The sequence below is a fragment of the Okeanomitos corallinicola TIOX110 genome (genome assembly GCF_038050375.1).
Taxonomy (GTDB): Bacteria; Cyanobacteriota; Cyanobacteriia; order Cyanobacteriales; family Nostocaceae; genus Okeanomitos; species Okeanomitos corallinicola.
Map to the genome: position 1 here is coordinate 3789154 of NZ_CP150886.1, position 17097 is coordinate 3806250.

The window sequence follows — 17097 nt, forward strand, 5'->3', positions numbered from 1 at the left end:
TATAAAAATTAGTGGGCATTGCCCACCATAAACTTTAGCTTAATAGATTCTAAAAACAGTATTTTTCGGCTTTGTATGATTGCAACTTTGATGATCTTCATGAACTAAAGAATTATCGTACATTAACTTTTCATAAGTTTCATAAGGTATATATTCTAGGGGGTCATACCCAGAAAACCGCAGAAATAAAACACAAGCCCAGGCATATTTACCAAGAATAATAGCTTTAATAATCTCTTGAAAATGGGAATTTTTAAAAACTCGATCAACTTGTTTATGTTTAGGAAAATTTTCTTGAATCATACCATCACCTCAAAAATAATTAATTGATTAACCCTACCAACACTCAAACTCGAAATCAATTAGCATAAAAGAGTGTAAACATCCTGCGAGCGATAATTAAGATAGGGATGTTGGATGTGAACTTTATGTGCTGAAAATTCTTTAAAAATAGCTGCCATACGACTCTCTGGACTATTATCACCTTCCTGCCAAGCAGAAATTAAACCATTAGCAATAATTTGACAGCGATGAGTACCAAAACTTTCTTGATCTGCAAATGTTTGATCTGGTTCTTCAGCACAAGCTAAACCTGGCGCTAATAACTTCGTAAATAAAGGTACTTGTTCCTGAAAATAGGCTTTATTTTCCTCATATATTCTTTGTAAAACTGGATAAAGTACCTCATATTCGCCCTTATTAAAGTAAAGTACCGCTGAGTCATAACGTCTATAGTCAGATGGATTGTATAGAGCTTTAAAGGAAAAGGAAAAATCTATATTATTGAGTTGTTCTGTGAGACTTTCCATCACCGTTGCTGCTCCCTCTGGTGTTAAATTGAAATAAATACGTGCAGTTTGATGACCATTTTGAGAACCAACATTAGCTACAGCCATATAAAAGCCATTTTGCACTAAATTCTTGGGCATTTTTATGGATACAAACTTACCAACATTAATTCCGTTTTTCGTTGGTAAAATATGCAATTCTGGATCAACATGGAGTGTTAATCCATTTCTATGAACTACTACACTGCCATTTGTTTCTTCCCTGACTACTTGCCAATTATGACTCCAGTAACCTTGACTTTTGTTCCTGGTGTGCAGATTTTCATAAAATTCTAAATCTATGCCGAATAAGCTATTATTTTCCAAATTCTTGGGTAATTCAGCATTTTTTTTCTCTTGATCAGAGTTGAGATCGGGACTCAAAGTACCGTTATAATAGGCACTGTATATAAAATTACGCAGTTGTATACCTAAATGCCGATTTTGAATTTCTAGAGGTAACTGGGAAAAGCGATAGACAATTGACTCCGGTAATTCCATAGTGGGATAACTGGGATGTTTAATAGAGTAAAGAGATTTAATTTCAATCTGATTGACAATATCAGTTAATGATGTCTGCAATCGCTGAGGTAGTTCTGAAAGTTGAGACTGGAGAGAATCTAATACTTGCATGGGTTTAAAATGTAGAGATGGAAAAAATTAGGAAATCAAAGAGTCAGGAGTTAAATAATTCAGGATTTAAGCAATAGATACTGATAACTTTGTGGGTAATAAATCTTCAGTTTCCATGCCAAAAATTGTGGTGACTGACGCTTGAGGACGACATAACAAACTCTTAGAAACTTGGAGAATACAAATACCTGGATTACCAAAGCTTCTTTCGTGTTGTAATTTGGCTTGAATAGACCTAATTAACGAAAAACCAGCGAACTGTATCACCCTGTTCAAGAAATCAGGACGCTGTTCTAAAATTTCGGGAAAGTTAGCAAAATAAGCTGTTACCAATGCTGATAAAGAAGGTTGTAAAAGTGCTAGGGGAATTGCAGCTAAACGCAAAGAATTTTCTATGGGGATAGTTTTACTTGTTACCATGCTGTAGAGCCAAATTTGTAAATAACTAGCAATCATTGCACCTAAATCACTAGCGGGATCTCCCCAACCTGCATCTTCCCAATCTATTAAACGAATTATATTGTGATTGACGTTAGCGTCTGTTTGATTAATTTGTGATTCCCAACCTTTAGACAGAAGAATGTTATTTAACTTTAAGTCATTGTGGGTTAAACAACATAAATTAATAGCTTGACTTAGCTCTGCGATCGCCTTTCCCAAATTATCATATTTTTGATAGAGAGAAAAGAATTTTAACCCTTCTGCTGTCACAGAACCAAATACTTCTGGTGTAATTCTCTCTAACCCTCTAGTCAAATCATAATTTATTTGACTTTTGATTGTCTCTGAGGTTTGAAAAAATTTCTGATAATCTGAGTTATTTAAGGTTAAATGATGAATCGTTGCTAAGGTTTCTCCAATTGAGTGCGCTATTTCTACGGGGAATATATTCTCTTTAGCATGAAATTCTGATAAGTCACGATAGTCATTAAGATAATTAAAAACAATGATGGAATTTTCCTCATCAAAATGAATTACTTCCGATAAAGATGAGCGTATATGACTTATTTCTGGAAAGGTTTGGTAAAAATTATGTATTTGCCATTCCTCTAAAAACTCACCGCGAATTTTACCTTCTTTAGTCAAACGTTCTTGTTTAACTAATAATTGCCGACCATCTGGTAAGTTAATGAGTAAATTAAAGTTTTTAGCTGGTTTTGGCTCAATTTTGCTCAATGACTCATCTTCTTGATTACATATTCCTTTGGAGATGAGATAATTAAAAACGTTTTGAGAACTTAATACAAATACCATAGTTTTCAATCAATCAGTATTCAAAATTGCAGGTATGAGAACTGAGAACATTAATAACTCTCATCAAAGTAAGTCACTAATCTGGAAATGGAATCAATAGCATAAGCTATTAAAATAAATTCCATAGATTTAATTGCAAATTTTACTAATTCAGAAAAATTATTACTTGCTCCTCCTAAGATAGACACAGCAGTTGTATCATTGACATCAATAAGAAAGTTATTTTCTTCCCAAGAAGATAAATCCATTATTTTGATGTTTGCCATTTATTTCTAGCCCTTTTAAAATCAATCAATCTGTTTAGCTCCCCCGATAAATTACTATCAAGAGAGCTATCTAACTTAGACTAAACTTACTAAGTTAGTATTAGTAATTATCATGTTTACTGAAAGACTTCGCTAAGGATACAACAGAATCAATCGCAAAGCCTAGTAACGCAAATTCATAGCTCTTAACACTGTAGTCAAGCAAGTCTGGGAAATAAGAACCAGAACCACCTTGTACTAAGATTCCCTCGCTATCATTCATTTCATTCAAGAAGCTTTCAGAATCTTGAAATAGTTCAGAACCAGCAATATTCAATTCAGTAATGTTAATATTAGCCATGATTTTTGCCTCAAATAATTTACTTGTTTTCAGTAGTTAAATTCAGATTGATTTTGATGTAGAGAAGTTATGAATAAAATCTCTACATCATTTATTTACTTCAACCTCACACAGAATTATGATTCAGTAGAGGTATCAGTGGTAAACTACCAAGCTATTAGTAACGGACACCCTTGCTAAAAGATTTAGCAAGAGATACAGCAGAATCAATAGCAAAGCCTAGTAATGCAAATTCCTTAGTCTTAATGCTGTAGTCAAGCAAGTCTGGTAAATAAGAACCAGAACCACCTTGTACTAAAATTCCGTCGTTATCATTCATTTCATTCAAGAAACTTTCAGTATCTTGAAATAATTCAGAACCAGCAATATTTAATTCAGCAAGTTGAATATTAGCCATGATTTTCTCCAAAAAAATTGACTTGTTTTCAGTGATGAGATTGAGAATGGTTGTGATGTAGAGAAGTTATAAATAAAATCTCTACATCATTTATTTAGTTCAACCTCATACAGAATTGTGATCAGTAGAGGTATGATTGATAAACTATCAAGCTATTACCAGTTGTTACCGTGCTTGCTGAAGGATTTAGCAAGAGATACAGCAGAATCAATAGCAAAACCTAGTAATGCAAATTCCTTACTCTTGATGCTGTAGTCAAGCAAGTCTGGTAAATAAGAACCAGAACCACCTTGTACTAAGATTCCCTCGCTATCATTCATTTCATTCAAGAAACTTTCAGAATCTTGGAACAGTTCAGAACCAGCAACATTCAATTCAGCAAGTTTAATATTAGCCATGATTTTTCTCCAAAAGCTTGACTTGTTTACAGTGATTAGAGTCAAACAGTTAATTTGTTGTCTCCTTCGCTGTTACATCTATTTTTATTTAATTAATTTCTAGATTTCAAGGGTTTGCATCATCTTTAAAAGACATAATTTAATGATTTTAGTCTTATTTTTTGTTCGTTTATAGACATTTTTTTTAGATATGAATATTTATTTAATAAAAAAAAGTGTATTCTGAATAAATCTCAAAATACACCTGAGAATGATGAGTTTTAACTTAAATCCTAAAAATCAAAGTTTAGACCTAACTGATTATAGTTTTTTTCCAATTCGGCTTCCCATGAATTAATCCGAGCGTCAATTTCTGGGAGTCCAGTTGTTGCGGGTTGTCTATTAAGTGTTCTATTTTGACCGGATCTTCTCCATGATCCGCGGGTGACACCACCTTGGATCTTTTCCATCTCTTGAGGACTGATATCGGCTATAAAATCAGCTTTATGCTGATAGTCTAGATCCTTAATTTTTGTACTTACCATTTTGTTACCTCTTTAAATACCTTGATGGTGATAATTACTTGATGATGCTTTAAATGCTTAAACTCCCTCACTTATATTTTGAAGTTGTGAATGCCAAAGTCAATATTTTTGAGGTGATTTTTCAGACAGAATTTCCATAGTTTTGTCTGTGAAACTGAAAATTGCTGATAAATTAATGTAGGAGGTTAGCATTGCTAAACCTCTAAAAAAAAATTAATCCCCAAATTCCTGATTTATGCAAGAATTTGAGGATTTAAGTGATAAATATTGGCTTTTAATTTTGGGCTTGGGTTTGAGAATCGGGTATGGTTACATCTATGGGTGTCACCTGTGATGCTAATTGGGTTAATGGTGGTTGAATCGCGGTTTGATTTCCTACGACTAAGGTGACTAAATTTTCTGGTTTAAGGTATTTTTTGGCTACATTTTGTACGTCTGCGGTGGTAGTTGCGGTGACGGCTTTTTGATAACGAAACAGAAAATCAGCGGGATAACCATAATATTCATAGCGCATCAACCGTGATAAGGTTTGACTGGGATCTTGAAAATTAAATACAAAGGAATTGAGGGTAGATTCTTTGGCGTAATTTAATTCTTTTGTGGTAATTGGTTGATTTTGGATCCGTTTAATTTCTGCTTCTAAGGCTTGAACAAATTGAACTGTAGCATCAGAACGGGTTTGTCCACCTGCTATAAACATTCCTGGATAATCAAAACGGGGACTCCAAACACCATAAACAGAGTAAGCTAAACCTTGACGCGATCGCACTTCGTTAAATAATCTGCCACCAAATCCATTTAATACCCCATTCATGACACTTAATGCTGGATAATCAGGGTTTTTGAAGTCTCCCCCTAAATGTCCAATCAAAATGTTACTTTGCGTTAGTTGGGGTTGATCTACAAAAAATACTCCGCCTAACTTAGCTGATGATACTTCAGGTACTTGAATTTTAGAAATGTTAGGATTAGGTTTCCAATTTCCTAATTTTTTCTCAATCAGCGATCGCATAATCTTAGGATTAAAATCACCAACTATCCCTAAAATCATGTTATTGGGATAATAATATTGCTGATAAAAATTAACCACATCTTCCCGGCTAATTTTATCCAAAGTTGCATATTCCACTGTCCGCGCATAAGGACTATCTTGACCGTAGATTAATTTTTTAAACTCCCGACTCGCAATTTCGCTAGGATTATCGTTACGGCGAGCAATTCCACCTCTAGCTTGAGTTTTAATTAAATCTAACTTCTCTTGGGTAAATGCTGGTTCTTGCAAGACTTCTGCAAATAACCCAAATACTGTTTCTAAGTCTTCAGTTAAACTGTCAAAACTGGCACTACCAGCAGTTTCATTAATATCTGTTTCTACTGATGCTGCTCTTTGTTCTAATATCTCATTCAGTTTATCTGCGGAATGATTAACAGTTCCACCAGTTCGCATTAATGAACCTGCAACTTCCGCTAACCCAATTTTATCACCCGCTTCTAAACGGCTACCAGTTTTAATCAGTGCGGTTCCACTTACCAAAGGTAACTCATGATCTTCCATCAAATACACAACTAAACCATTATCCAGCACCAATCTTTCATACTGAGGTAATTTAATTTCTGGTAAAGGTGCAAACTGTAAATCTGTGTAATGTTTTGCTGCTGCTGTTGCTACCCAAGAAAAATTAAATGTCAACAAAAACGCAATCACTAAAGCGGAAACAAACCGCCAACCCTGCAAAAACTTTAGTGAGAATTTCAATTTTTTACCCTTTATCATGTTGATTTTTCTATCCTCTATTTTGACTGAGTTTCTCTCAATAATGATGTGGAGTGATGGGTAAAAATATTTACCCGCTTACGTCTTCAAGTATTTACTTTTGTAAGGGTTTAGCACTGCTAAACTGTCACCTGTCACCTATTTTCCCTTTGACAATAATTTACCAACAGTGCGATTTTCTGGAGTAAAAGTTGTTTGTGCTACCCGTTGAATATCTGCTGGTGTCACTGCTGCAATATCATCCAATTGTTTAAATAAATTGCGCCAAGAACCGGTTTTTACTTCATATTCTAATAATTGCTGTGCCATGCCCATATTAGAATCAAGACTACGTAATAAACCCGCCCTAGCTTGATTTTTCACCCGTTCTAATTCTTTTGGAGATACAGGTTCAGTTTTCAATTTATCAATTTCCGTTCTGAGAGCGATCGCTAATTCATCCACTGTATGACCAGGTGCAGTGAGAGCATAAAATAACATTAAATTGGGGTATTTATCGCCGGGATAACCATTAATACCTTGAGCAGCAAGAGCTATTCTTTTTTCTTCGATTAAAGACTTATACAGTCTAGAAGTTCTCCCACTACTTAATAAACTGGCAATGATATCATAAGCGGCATTATTAGGATCAGTAATCGCCGGACGATGATAACCTTCAAAATACCAAGGTTGGGTAGGTAATTCTAAAGTTAATTCTCTGGTTTTTGTTTGTTGAGGTTCTGAAGTAATTTTCGCTTGGCCTTTAGTTTTTGCTTGATATCTGCCAAAATAAACTTGAGCTAATTTTTTAACTTCATCAGGATCAACATCACCAACAATCGCAATGGTTAAATTACTAGGAACATAATAATTTTCAAAAAACGTTCTCACATTTTCTGGGGTTAAATTACGGATGTCTTCGTCATAACCAATTGTTGGTCTTCTGTAGGGATGAACTTTAAAAGCCGTATCCATAAATTTCTCTACCATCAAACCCACGGGAGAATTTTCTACCCGCATTCTGCGTTCTTCCAAAATTACATCTTTTTCTTTATAAAACTCCCGAAATACAGGATCTAAAAATCTCTCTGATTCCAATGACATCCACAGTTCTAATTTATTAGCAGGAAAACTATAAAAATAGCGGGTAGCTTCACTGGAAGTAGTAGCATTTAAACCAACTCCTCCCGCTTGTTCTACAATTTGCCCAATTTCGTTTTGTTTAACCAGTTTGACTGCTTTAGCTTCTACTAATTTAAACTTAGTTTCTAATTCGTCTACTGCTGATTTTTGGTTTTTGGCTTTTGCACTTCTAATTTTTTTGTCTAATTCTTCCAACTTTTCTAACAGCGGTTTTTCGGCTTGGTAGTCAGTTGTACCGATGCGTTTTGTACCTTTAAAAGCCAAATGTTCTAAAAAGTGGGCAACTCCAGTTTGTCCATCTGGTTCATCAATACCACCCACATCAGCATAGGTGAGAAAAGAAACTACAGGGGCTTGATGTCGTTCTAAAACAATGAATTTTAAACCATTATCCAGGCGAAATTCTGTTAATTCCTTAATTACCCGATCTAAGTATGGTTGAATAGAAGTCTGACTAGGTTGTAATGCTATAGCTAGTTGCGGCGTGACACTCCAACAAAATATTATCAATACTAAGGTTAGCGCAAATAGACGGCTAATAGTTTTAGTTCTCTCCTTGAACCAATCTAAAATCCTCAATCTAAATTCTAAAGTCGAATGTTTCATAGCAAAAATTCAAGTAAATTTACACTTCTTGAGAATTAGGTTAACAAATAAACACAGCGTTAATCTTGTATTAAGGTTTCTGTGTTTTTTGGATTTGACGTTAGACAATATTGCTACAATTTCTGTGCCGGCAATACAGCAATAACTACTATTATGCAAGCTTTTAATTCTTCCCCACCAGTAGAGATACAAACCCGCGATCGCATTATCAACGCTGCCAGACGTTTATTTGCTGCTAAAGGATTTGATGGGACGACAACCCGCGATCTAGCACAAGCGGCTGGAGTGGCTGAGGGTACTCTATTTCGTCATTTTGCCAATAAAAAGGCGATTTTGGTGGAGGTGGCTACTAATGGCTGGGTGGAAATTCTCACCGACTTGCTGACAGAATTAAGCGAAATGGGTAGTTATAAAGCTGTAGCCCAGGTAATGCGGCGTAGAATGTGGAATATGCAAAAAAACATGGATATGATGCGGGTTTGTTTCATGGAAGTGCAGTTTCACCCAGATTTGCGCGATCGCATTCAAACAGAAGTTATTGATAAAATGACCGATGTGGCAGAAGCATTCTTTCAAACGGCTATGGATAAAGGAGTATATCGCCGGATGGATGCCAAATTAGTCGCTAAGGTATTCTTAGGAATGTTCGCAGTTGCTGGTTTTTCTGATCATACCCTCATTGAACCTAACGCCTCTCCCCAAGAAATGCAACAGATGGCCGAAGGTTTAGCAGATATCTTTTTAAATGGGGTATTGGTGAAGGAATAGTTTAAAAAAACAAAGTTAAACGCAAATAGACGCGAATGTGTAACTTAATTTTTATTCACATCCTGAAAGTTTTAATTTGGGTTAAGACTTGACAAGCCGATTTTTTTGTTGTACACTTATGTTACGAGTGAAAATCTGTGGGCGCATATATAGTAAAATTTTCAACTTTCAACATTGTCATTTTCAACCACATCTAAAAAATCCCAACCACCAATTTATCAATTAAATTCTTTAATCCTGGTTATCCTGATATGGCTACGCTATCAGACAAAAAAATCCTATTCATTCCAACTGCAAACAAACAACCGCAGATACACTTTCAAAGTGCGATAGAATTTAAGGAGGCATTGCAAAGAGCGAAACTTAAATCTTAAAAATTCCTACTACCAATCACCTTTGCTTGTTGACTCCATTGTTGTACCAACTCTACCGGAGGACATAAATCACGACGTTGTAAAGTTGCCACCTGTAACCGCATAATTTGCTGATGTAATCTGTGAGTAGGAATTTCCGCCAACTGTGCCACCGAAATCACCCCAGCATGAAGTAATAAACCACAATATTCAATCCCCACACTAGGCAGACTTGCTAATTCAGCTAAAGCCACCCATTTATGGATATATTGAATATGCACTTGTAATTTATTACTTAATGCAAGTTTAGCTTCTAGGGTTTTACTTTGTTTCACTAATTCTAATGTGGTATTAATGCCAGAATTTTGGAGTTTTGAAAGTTCTTCCTGATTCAATCCTGGTAATTCTTCAATTTGCCACTCACAAGCTTTCAAAACACTTTTACTACTTTTAGAAGTAATCTTTTTAGTCACCATTTATTCCTTTAAATATAAATGAGTTAATTTTCTTAACCTATTACCCATGACCCATGACCTACTGTAACTCACCACGCATTACAGTTATAGCTTGTCCTGCTAAAAACACCCGATCTTTTCCAGGATAATAAACTTTTACCACACCCCCCCGACTAGAAGCTTGATAAGCTAAAAACTCATTTTTATTTAATTTTTCCTGCCAAAAAGGTGCTAAACAACAATGTGCTGCACCAGTTACGGGATCTTCATTAATTCCCAACCCAGGAGCAAAAAACCGCGAAACAAAATCATATTCTCCATCACCAATGCTGGTAACAATTATATTAGCAACATCTAATTTTTGCATCTCTTGAAAATTTGGCTGCATTTCTCGCACTATTTCCGCAGATTCAACTTCTACTAAATAACCAAGGGAGTTAAGAGAAACTGATTTATAACTAACACCCAAAATTGTATTTAATTCCACTGGTGCTTCTACAGTTTGGGAATAATTAACAGGGAAATCTAATTCAATCCAATTACTTTTTTTCTTGGCAACTAATACTCCACTTTTAGTATGAAAATATGCAATTTCATCAGGTAATAAATGCCCCTCTGACCATAATACATGAGCGCTGGCTAAAGTTGCATGACCACAAAGGGGAACTTCTACTGTTGGTGTAAACCAGCGTAAATTAAAACCATTATCTTCTGTAACTAAAAAAGCAGTTTCTGATAAATTCATTTCAGCCGCTACTTGCTGCATCCAGTAGTCCTCTTGGGGATGTTTTAACACACAAACAGCAGCCGGGTTGCCGTGAAATGGTTTATTAGCAAAAGCGTCAACTTGAGTGATAATCTGTTTCATAATGGTGGCTATTGTCAGGTTTTCTTGCGTCAAACCAACTTACAAACTACTACTTTTTAATACCTTGAATAAATGCGGTTCTTGCATCAATAATAGAAGTCATTAAAACACAACTCGCTAATAAGTCTATATCTAAATCTAGCAATAATTCGCTTTGATTAATTTGCTCATAGTTATCATTTTTGAGATGATATAAAGACAATTGATTATTTTCCCAAAACCAAACTTCAGTAATATTAAACCGTTTGTATTTTTCTAGTTTATCAATACTTCCACTGGTAATATTAATTTCAATTGCTAAATCTGGATTTTCTTTCTTTTCACCTATATAATAAGATTCGTCAGGTTCAAAGGAAGCATTCTTTTCTTTTGCGCGACGAGTAGCACTCCCTACTGGAATCAGATTTATACCTATTTCACAGGAATATAATTCTAGTAAAAAACCAAGAATGGTTTTAATCATTTCATGTTGTTCACCAAGCGTCATAAATTCAATGCACCCATCAAGATAAATTATTCGCAAATCTGCTGCATCTGCGGTTAAGGTTTCTATGATTTCAAATTCCTTCCAGGTGTAATAACCAGGTAGAAGAAATCGCTGTTCGGAAATTGTGGTAGTTTTGTCTAGGATTTGGATAGTCATAGTAATTTTATGGTTATGAATTTATTGTGATTATAACTCATAGTCAGGTGATAATTCTCAGGTGAGGTGTATCTATCATGGTTCTATTGTCTTCTCTTATTTATATAGGATTAATATTTGAATTTTGAAAAAATTAGGTATTGTAGGGTGTGTTAGAACGAAGTTCATAACGCACCAAACCCTTGATAATGGTGCGTTACGCTATCGCTATCGCACCCTACGTATCTTTTCTATTATCTTCTCTTATTTATATGATAGTTGGTGATAGTTAGGTGAGATAATGTGAACAGATACAGAGTTTTTGGGTTGTAATTTAGTGTTATTAATTACTGTTTAAACTAAGATATCTCCGCAAAATGCTTTGTGTCTGTTCTAGTAATTCTGCTTCTAATTCTCCTAATTGTTGAGTTAAACGAACTTTGTCAAATGTCATGGGTTCAACGCATATCAAAAGACTATCTACAGAAAGTCCATTTTTCGCTGATGTAGGTACTTCAACTACCGCAGGTGAAATGCGGGGGTTATTAGGTTTTGCGGAAGTAAAAGGTAAAACTGTGACTTTGCTGCGTTGGTTGTTAAACAAAGTCCCAGAAATTATCAGTGCTGGACGAGTTTTTTGAATTTCTGTACCTACGGATGGGTCAAATGTTACTATCCAGATGCTTCCCATTCGGTAATCGCTATGTTTTGCCATTCACTTTCCCAACCTAATTCTAATTCATCAACCAAAGCGCAAGCTGCGGCTAGTGCTTCATCTTGTTGTTTTTCTTGCCATTGTTTCAAGAGATTTTCAATCAATGCACTACGGTTTTCAACTTTTTGGTCAATGTAATTTAGTAGTTCATCTGGCAATGAAATTGAGATTTTAGCCATATCCTACCCACAGTCATACTATCAGTAGTATAGCCTAATTTGATATTTTTAGTCTAGTAGTTTGTAAATCTAGAATTTGATTTTGTTCAGGTGATAATTTTCAGGTGAGGTGAATGTTTGCAGGTGTATCTGTGATGGTTCTATTGTTTTCTCTTATTTACAAGATAGCTGGTGATGGTTGGGTGAGATGATGTGAATAGATACAGGGTTTTTATAGACTGATCCACCATCATTTGATATAATGTAGAATAATGATCGCATCATGATAAAAGCAATGTCACAGGCAGGATTAAATCTATTTATTCCGATGGAGTTATTAATTAACTCCTTGAATGCGCTAAGTTTATCAGAAAAACGGCAAATTTCGCAGCTTCTTAATGAAGCTATTGCTGATGCTGAAGAGGAAAATTGGCGCGAAGATGAAGAGACTGAAAAGGAAATTCAATTAGTACGCGATGAATATGCAAATGGTAATTACAGTGAATTTAGTAATATCAAAGAACAGTTGAAACAAGGGGCTATTACAAGAGCGAAACGTGATTTAGGATTAGTTGAAGAGTGGTTTAATTTGGAAGAGGAAGCGTGTTAAGTAAAGGAAAAATTATCTATCCCCAACGTAGTGAAATCTACTTGGTTAATTTTGATCCAACTATTGGTTCAGAAATACAAAAAACACGACCAGCTTTAATTTTACAAAATGACGTTTCTAATCAATATAGTCCTATAACTATTGTAGCTGCTCTTACTTCTCAGTTTACAGAACCTTTGTATCCTACTGAGGTGCTAATTAAAGTACCAGAAGGAGGTTTACAGGTTAATTCTGTTGCGCTTCTTAATCAAATTCGTTCTATTGATAAACAAAGATTAATTAAACGGTTGGGTGTTCTGGAATCAGTCACAATGGAACAAGTAGATAAAGCAATTCAGATTAGTCTAGGTTTAGTGAATTTAAAATAGGTGAATATTTCCAGGTGTATCTGTGATGGTTCTATTGTCTTCTCTTATTTACATGATAGTTGGTGATGGTTGGGTGAGATGATGGGAACAGATACAGGGTTTTCAAGGTGCAATCCAGTTTTCTAATTTTAGCTCGGAAATTCGGCTATAATGACGAGTGTTGTTAGTTACTAAAATATAGTTTCTAGTTATTGCAACACTAGCAATTAATAAATCAAAATCTGCTACTGGTTGTCCTGTTTTTCTAAGTTCTGCTTTTAATTCTCCAAATTTTTTGACGGCATTATTATCTAAGTGTATAACTTCAATATCTTGAATGAATTTTTCTGCACGAGTTAAATTTTCCGTTACTTTTTGAGAATTATAAGCACCAAAATACAATTCAGCAACGGTGATATTGCAAATGGAAATTTGCTCCCATCCTATTTGTTGAATTTTATCTCTGACGGAATTAATGTTTTTAATCCAGTAAATGCAGATGTCAGTATCTAATAAATAAGTCATAAGCTAATATCGTAGTTAGAAATAGTCCGGCTATCATAAATCTCTTTGACTATTTCTGCTGCTGTGCGTTCATCTTCCCAAGCACCATGTTTTTCTATAAATGTGTCTAGTGGATGTGGTTTTTGTTTTTGGGTAGATGAGAAATTTATCTCATTTTCTATGTGTTGATTTTCTAGTTTTGGATAACGTTTTTTGAGTAATTGAATAAAATCAAGTAGTAAGATTTGGGCTTCTTCTGGTAAGTTGTCAATATCTTTAGATATTTCTGCAATTTTTATTACCATCATTAACTCCTCAATTGAGTAAATTTTTTCGGTATGATTCTATTATAAACTACGCGATGATGGTAGAGTAGGAAATTTGATTTAGTTCGGTTGATAATTATCAGGTGAGGTGAATGTTTCCAGGTGTATCTGTGATGGTTCTATTATCTTCTCTTATTTACATGATAGTTGGTGATATTTGGGTGAGATGATGTGAACAGATACAGGGTTTTTGTGTTGTAATTTAGTGTTATTAATGGTGGGTGTTGTTGGGTTTCCTTGCGTCAACCCAACCTACTAACTAAGGTGATGATGAAGTTACTAAGTTGGCTGTTTCTCGGTCTAAAACGGTGAGAGCTTCTTGAATTAATTCAACTTCATGAGTTTCAAAAAGTGATTCACCACATTGATCACAAACCCATGCTGGAATTGCATCCCAAGAAATATGATAGCCTTTTCTATCAATGGTAAATGGGGCTGTTCCTCGGTGCATTTGTCCTTTACAATATAAGCATTCCATTTTAAAGTCTCCTTGTGAAATCAGATGACCATTGTGTTGAATCAGGAATGTAAGCGGTGATAATTGCTAAATATTCGTCTTTGGGTGAACAAACTACGTGAATTGCTCGGTTATTTTGTCCAAATCCCAATATCAAACAACTATGACCTCTTGTATCTTCAGGATAGTCTTCTATGACTTCTCCTGTCATCACAATAGACTTTTTGATCTTTTGCAGTAAGTTGTAGAGATTATCCATATTTAACTCACTAAATTTCTAGGTTAAAAGTAAGTTTCTGTGATTTGAAACTCTAATCCTGCATCTAAAATAGGTGAATAGAGATTCTGTATCCAGTTTAATCGGGTAATGCCTTTATGATGAATATTGTCAAAAACAATTTCTATGTCATTCTTACTTTTCAAAGCATTTTCAATAACTCTTCTGGCAACATTGCCGGTATTAAAGACTCTACAAAATCAGATCTATTTCGTGTTACGATTATTTCTAAACCTGCGGCCATTGCTGCTGCACTTGTCACCGCATCTTCAAAATCTTTAATTGGACTTTGCAAAGCTTGATGAATTACTTCATCTGTAACGCTGGCAATTTGAATATGTTGCAATAAATTTTCTATTAATTTACGTGCTGCTTCGCTACCAATTTGGCGGCGTAAAATATAAAATATATTGGTAACAGCGTGTCCTGAAACAAAGCCTTGCACCTGTCTTTTCATTACTGTATTTAGTGCTTGTGCTGAGGCAATAACAAATGGTTGACGCTGTGCTAAAATATCCAGCAAAACATCGCTGTCAAATAATACTCGTTTCAACTATATTTCTCCTCTAGGTAATTAACATAACTTTCCTCTGGATTTTCTGATTCTAAGCTAATTACACCTATTAGGCTTTGTGTCCAGGGGTCAAGTTCAGATAAGGTTTCTAGGGTGGGTTGAGGAGAAATAGAGGATAGGGTTTCTTGTTGAATTGATGCTAGTACGGTTTGCACAAGATTCCAGCGTTCTTTGATTGGTAATTTTAATACCTGTTCTTGCAATTGTTGTAATTCAATCATTACTTTGCTGTTAATTCTATCATTCACTATGTTAACAGATAGTTGATTTAGTTCGGGTGATAATTCTGGTGGTGAGGTGAATGTTTGCAGGTGTATCTGTGATGGTTCTATTGTCTTCTCTTATTTACATGATAGTTGGTGATGGTTGGGTGAGATAATGTAAACAGATACAGAGTTTTTAGGTTTTAATAAGTGCGTTTAATTAACCCTAACAAATAATTTAAAATCAAGTAAATGATTTAGTTATAAATCTCTCTCCGATGTCCAATTCTATCAATAAAAATAATTCTTTTCTCTGCGTCAAATTCATAAATTACTCGATAATCTCCAACTCTCAGTTTAAAGAAACCTGATAAGTCAGCAGTCAGGGGTTGCGGTGTAATTTGGTCGAAATTTTCAGCTAACCAATTAATTTTATTAAATATTCTTTGACAAACCGATTTTGTCAATTTTTCTAGGTCTGCTAGTGCTTCTGGTTCATACTCAACTAGGTAATTCATCTGTTTTCTAAACCTAGTCTTTGCATAACTTCTGCTGTGGAAATACCTCTAACACCTGTTTCTCTACGTTTCTTAATGGTTAATAGTTCTTGTTTGAAATTCTCTTTGATGCTTTGATTTGTATCTGGATCTATTAGCATTTCTTCTATGGTTTCTCTAACTGTTTCTCGAATCAGGTCTTTTAGTTGATCAATGGTAAGATTATTAACTTGCATACTGGTGATCTTGTGAAAAGGCTTGTTTACTAATTTTAGCCTATCGGTAGGAGGTTTGATTTAGTTCGGGTGATAATTCCCAGGTGAGGTGAATGTTTGCAGGTGTATCTGTGATGGTTCTATTGTCTTCTCTTATTTATATGATAGCTTGTGATATTTGGGTGAGATGATGTGAACAGATACAGGGTTTTTTGGTTATAATAAGTGAGTGATATGATAAAATAAAAAAGCAGAGCAGTAAATATTAATTTATCCTCAAGGGCAAATCAAATGACTGTTGAAGAAATAATTATAGATAAGGTAAAAATATTACCTCCTGATAAACAACAAGAGGCGTTAGATTTTGTAGAATTTTTATTAGCTAAAATGCAAAAACAAGGGTTATCTAATCAAACTAAAAAATCAGGAATTTCGGCTTTAGCTATGGCTCAAGAATACGTTGGTTGTGTGGAAGCAGCCGATGATTTATCTACTAATAAAGATTATATGGATGGTTACGGTGCATGATGAGGAGATGTGTTTTACTAGATACGGGTCCATTGGTGGCTGTAATTAATCGTCGTGATCAGTTTCATGGTTGGGTAACATCACAATGGGATAATATTGAGCCTCCTTTATTAACTTGTGAAGCTGTAATTTCTGAGGCTTGTTTTTTGTTGCGAAATGTTTATGGTGGTCAAGATGCTGTGATAAGTTTGGTGAAGAATGGAGTTATTAAAGTACCTTTTAATTTGGATGATGAAGCGCTAATTATTGGTGAACTTCTCAAGATTTATCAATCTGTTCCGATGTCTTTAGCAGATGCTTGTTTGGTGCGTATGTCTGAACTTTATAATGATAGTTTTTTATTAACTTTTGATAGTGATTTTCTGATTTATCGGCGCAATAAAAATCAAGTTATTCCGGCAATTATGCCACAATAGGGCGTTTGATTTAGTTCGGGTGATAATTCTCAGGTGAGGTGAATATTTTCAGATGTATCTGTG

General features: G+C 34.8%; 29 protein-coding genes. 5 read left to right on the forward strand and 24 right to left on the reverse strand.

Annotated features, from left to right (window positions below):
• Positions 1-39 precede the first annotated feature (39 nt).
• From WJM97_RS16515 to WJM97_RS16560, 10 genes are all read right to left on the reverse strand, one after another.
• Entirely contained in the window at positions 40-303 is a 264-nt protein-coding gene (locus tag WJM97_RS16515; RefSeq protein WP_353929878.1) for a HetP family heterocyst commitment protein, read from the reverse strand.
• A gap of 59 nt (positions 304-362) precedes the next feature.
• On the reverse strand, positions 363-1460 hold the full coding sequence (locus WJM97_RS16520) for a T3SS effector HopA1 family protein (protein ID WP_353929879.1): 1098 nt from the start codon (positions 1458-1460) through the stop codon (positions 363-365).
• Between the two features lie 66 nt (positions 1461-1526).
• Positions 1527-2714, reverse strand: coding sequence for a phosphotransferase (locus WJM97_RS16525; protein ID WP_353929880.1), 1188 nt, complete (start codon positions 2712-2714; stop codon positions 1527-1529).
• Positions 2715-2764: 50 nt separating this feature from the next.
• Positions 2765-2980 (reverse strand): hypothetical protein, encoded by a 216-nt coding sequence (locus WJM97_RS16530; RefSeq protein WP_353929881.1) that lies wholly within the window; start codon positions 2978-2980, stop codon positions 2765-2767.
• A 100-nt stretch (positions 2981-3080) separates the two neighbouring features.
• Positions 3081-3320: a hypothetical protein gene (locus tag WJM97_RS16535; protein WP_353929882.1), complete on the reverse strand. Its 240-nt coding sequence runs from the start codon at positions 3318-3320 to the stop codon at positions 3081-3083.
• 157 nt (positions 3321-3477) lie between these two features.
• Entirely contained in the window at positions 3478-3717 is a 240-nt protein-coding gene (locus tag WJM97_RS16540) for a hypothetical protein (protein ID WP_353929883.1), read from the reverse strand.
• A 155-nt stretch (positions 3718-3872) separates the two neighbouring features.
• Entirely contained in the window at positions 3873-4115 is a 243-nt protein-coding gene (locus tag WJM97_RS16545) for a hypothetical protein (protein WP_353929884.1), read from the reverse strand.
• Between the two features lie 272 nt (positions 4116-4387).
• Positions 4388-4639 (reverse strand): hypothetical protein, encoded by a 252-nt coding sequence (locus WJM97_RS16550; RefSeq protein WP_353929885.1) that lies wholly within the window; start codon positions 4637-4639, stop codon positions 4388-4390.
• Positions 4640-4913: 274 nt separating this feature from the next.
• Entirely contained in the window at positions 4914-6413 is a 1500-nt protein-coding gene (locus tag WJM97_RS16555; protein WP_353929886.1) for a pitrilysin family protein, read from the reverse strand.
• 138 nt (positions 6414-6551) lie between these two features.
• The gene (locus WJM97_RS16560; protein WP_353929887.1) at positions 6552-8141 is read right to left on the reverse strand and encodes a pitrilysin family protein; all 1590 of its coding nucleotides are present in this window, start codon (positions 8139-8141) and stop codon (positions 6552-6554) included.
• 153 nt (positions 8142-8294) lie between these two features.
• Here WJM97_RS16560 and WJM97_RS16565 point away from each other — a divergent pair, with 153 nt between their 5' ends.
• The gene (locus WJM97_RS16565; RefSeq protein ID WP_353929888.1) at positions 8295-8909 is read left to right on the forward strand and encodes a helix-turn-helix domain-containing protein; all 615 of its coding nucleotides are present in this window, start codon (positions 8295-8297) and stop codon (positions 8907-8909) included.
• 370 nt (positions 8910-9279) lie between these two features.
• Here the strand turns inward: WJM97_RS16565 and WJM97_RS16570 are convergent, their stop codons facing one another.
• The 5 genes from WJM97_RS16570 to WJM97_RS16590 form a co-directional block, all read right to left on the reverse strand.
• Positions 9280-9738: a DUF4332 domain-containing protein gene (locus WJM97_RS16570; RefSeq protein WP_353929889.1), complete on the reverse strand. Its 459-nt coding sequence runs from the start codon at positions 9736-9738 to the stop codon at positions 9280-9282.
• Positions 9739-9796: 58 nt separating this feature from the next.
• Positions 9797-10585 (reverse strand): PhzF family phenazine biosynthesis protein, encoded by a 789-nt coding sequence (locus WJM97_RS16575; protein ID WP_353929890.1) that lies wholly within the window; start codon positions 10583-10585, stop codon positions 9797-9799.
• Positions 10586-10634: 49 nt separating this feature from the next.
• The gene (locus tag WJM97_RS16580) at positions 10635-11228 is read right to left on the reverse strand and encodes a Uma2 family endonuclease (protein ID WP_353929891.1); all 594 of its coding nucleotides are present in this window, start codon (positions 11226-11228) and stop codon (positions 10635-10637) included.
• 322 nt (positions 11229-11550) lie between these two features.
• Complete coding sequence (locus WJM97_RS16585) at positions 11551-11922, reverse strand: type II toxin-antitoxin system PemK/MazF family toxin (RefSeq protein WP_353929892.1); 372 nt, start codon at positions 11920-11922, stop codon at positions 11551-11553.
• Positions 11880-12101, reverse strand: coding sequence for a ribbon-helix-helix domain-containing protein (locus WJM97_RS16590; protein ID WP_017803783.1), 222 nt, complete (start codon positions 12099-12101; stop codon positions 11880-11882). Before WJM97_RS16590 ends, WJM97_RS16585 begins: the two co-directional genes overlap by 43 nt.
• 262 nt (positions 12102-12363) lie before the next feature.
• On the opposite strand from WJM97_RS16590, the gene WJM97_RS16595 reads away from it, so the two are divergent.
• Positions 12364-12690 carry a hypothetical protein gene (locus tag WJM97_RS16595; protein ID WP_353929893.1) on the forward strand — a complete coding sequence of 109 codons (327 nt, stop codon included), beginning with the start codon at positions 12364-12366 and terminating at the stop codon, positions 12688-12690.
• Positions 12684-13058, forward strand: a complete 375-nt coding sequence (locus tag WJM97_RS16600; protein WP_353929894.1) for a type II toxin-antitoxin system PemK/MazF family toxin — start codon at positions 12684-12686, stop codon at positions 13056-13058. Before WJM97_RS16595 ends, WJM97_RS16600 begins: the two co-directional genes overlap by 7 nt.
• Before the next feature lie 102 nt (positions 13059-13160).
• Here the strand turns inward: WJM97_RS16600 and WJM97_RS16605 are convergent, their stop codons facing one another.
• From WJM97_RS16605 to WJM97_RS16645, 9 genes are all read right to left on the reverse strand, one after another.
• Entirely contained in the window at positions 13161-13562 is a 402-nt protein-coding gene (locus WJM97_RS16605; RefSeq protein ID WP_353929895.1) for a type II toxin-antitoxin system VapC family toxin, read from the reverse strand.
• Positions 13559-13846, reverse strand: a complete 288-nt coding sequence (locus WJM97_RS16610) for a hypothetical protein (protein WP_353929896.1) — start codon at positions 13844-13846, stop codon at positions 13559-13561. The genes WJM97_RS16605 and WJM97_RS16610 overlap by 4 nt, the downstream gene beginning before the upstream one ends.
• A 280-nt stretch (positions 13847-14126) precedes the next feature.
• Positions 14127-14345 carry a YgiT-type zinc finger protein gene (locus tag WJM97_RS16615; protein WP_353929897.1) on the reverse strand — a complete coding sequence of 73 codons (219 nt, stop codon included), beginning with the start codon at positions 14343-14345 and terminating at the stop codon, positions 14127-14129.
• A gap of 1 nt (position 14346) precedes the next feature.
• A complete protein-coding gene (locus WJM97_RS16620) occupies positions 14347-14583 on the reverse strand; it encodes a DUF4258 domain-containing protein (protein WP_353929898.1) in 237 nt (78 codons plus the stop codon).
• Between the two features lie 23 nt (positions 14584-14606).
• Entirely contained in the window at positions 14607-14747 is a 141-nt protein-coding gene (locus WJM97_RS16625) for a papain fold toxin domain-containing protein (protein WP_353929899.1), read from the reverse strand.
• Complete coding sequence (locus WJM97_RS16630) at positions 14744-15154, reverse strand: PIN domain-containing protein (protein WP_353929900.1); 411 nt, start codon at positions 15152-15154, stop codon at positions 14744-14746. Before WJM97_RS16630 ends, WJM97_RS16625 begins: the two co-directional genes overlap by 4 nt.
• A complete protein-coding gene (locus WJM97_RS16635) occupies positions 15151-15423 on the reverse strand; it encodes a hypothetical protein (RefSeq protein WP_353929901.1) in 273 nt (90 codons plus the stop codon). Before WJM97_RS16635 ends, WJM97_RS16630 begins: the two co-directional genes overlap by 4 nt.
• 212 nt (positions 15424-15635) lie before the next feature.
• Positions 15636-15896, reverse strand: coding sequence for a type II toxin-antitoxin system RelE/ParE family toxin (locus WJM97_RS16640; RefSeq protein WP_353929902.1), 261 nt, complete (start codon positions 15894-15896; stop codon positions 15636-15638).
• Complete coding sequence (locus WJM97_RS16645; protein WP_353929903.1) at positions 15893-16111, reverse strand: hypothetical protein; 219 nt, start codon at positions 16109-16111, stop codon at positions 15893-15895. Before WJM97_RS16645 ends, WJM97_RS16640 begins: the two co-directional genes overlap by 4 nt.
• A gap of 270 nt (positions 16112-16381) precedes the next feature.
• Here WJM97_RS16645 and WJM97_RS16650 point away from each other — a divergent pair, with 270 nt between their 5' ends.
• Both WJM97_RS16650 and WJM97_RS16655 read left to right on the forward strand, forming a co-directional pair.
• On the forward strand, positions 16382-16618 hold the full coding sequence (locus WJM97_RS16650) for a DUF2281 domain-containing protein (protein ID WP_353929904.1): 237 nt from the start codon (positions 16382-16384) through the stop codon (positions 16616-16618).
• A complete protein-coding gene (locus WJM97_RS16655) occupies positions 16615-17034 on the forward strand; it encodes a PIN domain-containing protein (RefSeq protein WP_353929905.1) in 420 nt (139 codons plus the stop codon). Before WJM97_RS16650 ends, WJM97_RS16655 begins: the two co-directional genes overlap by 4 nt.
• The last annotated feature ends 63 nt before the right edge of the window (positions 17035-17097 follow it).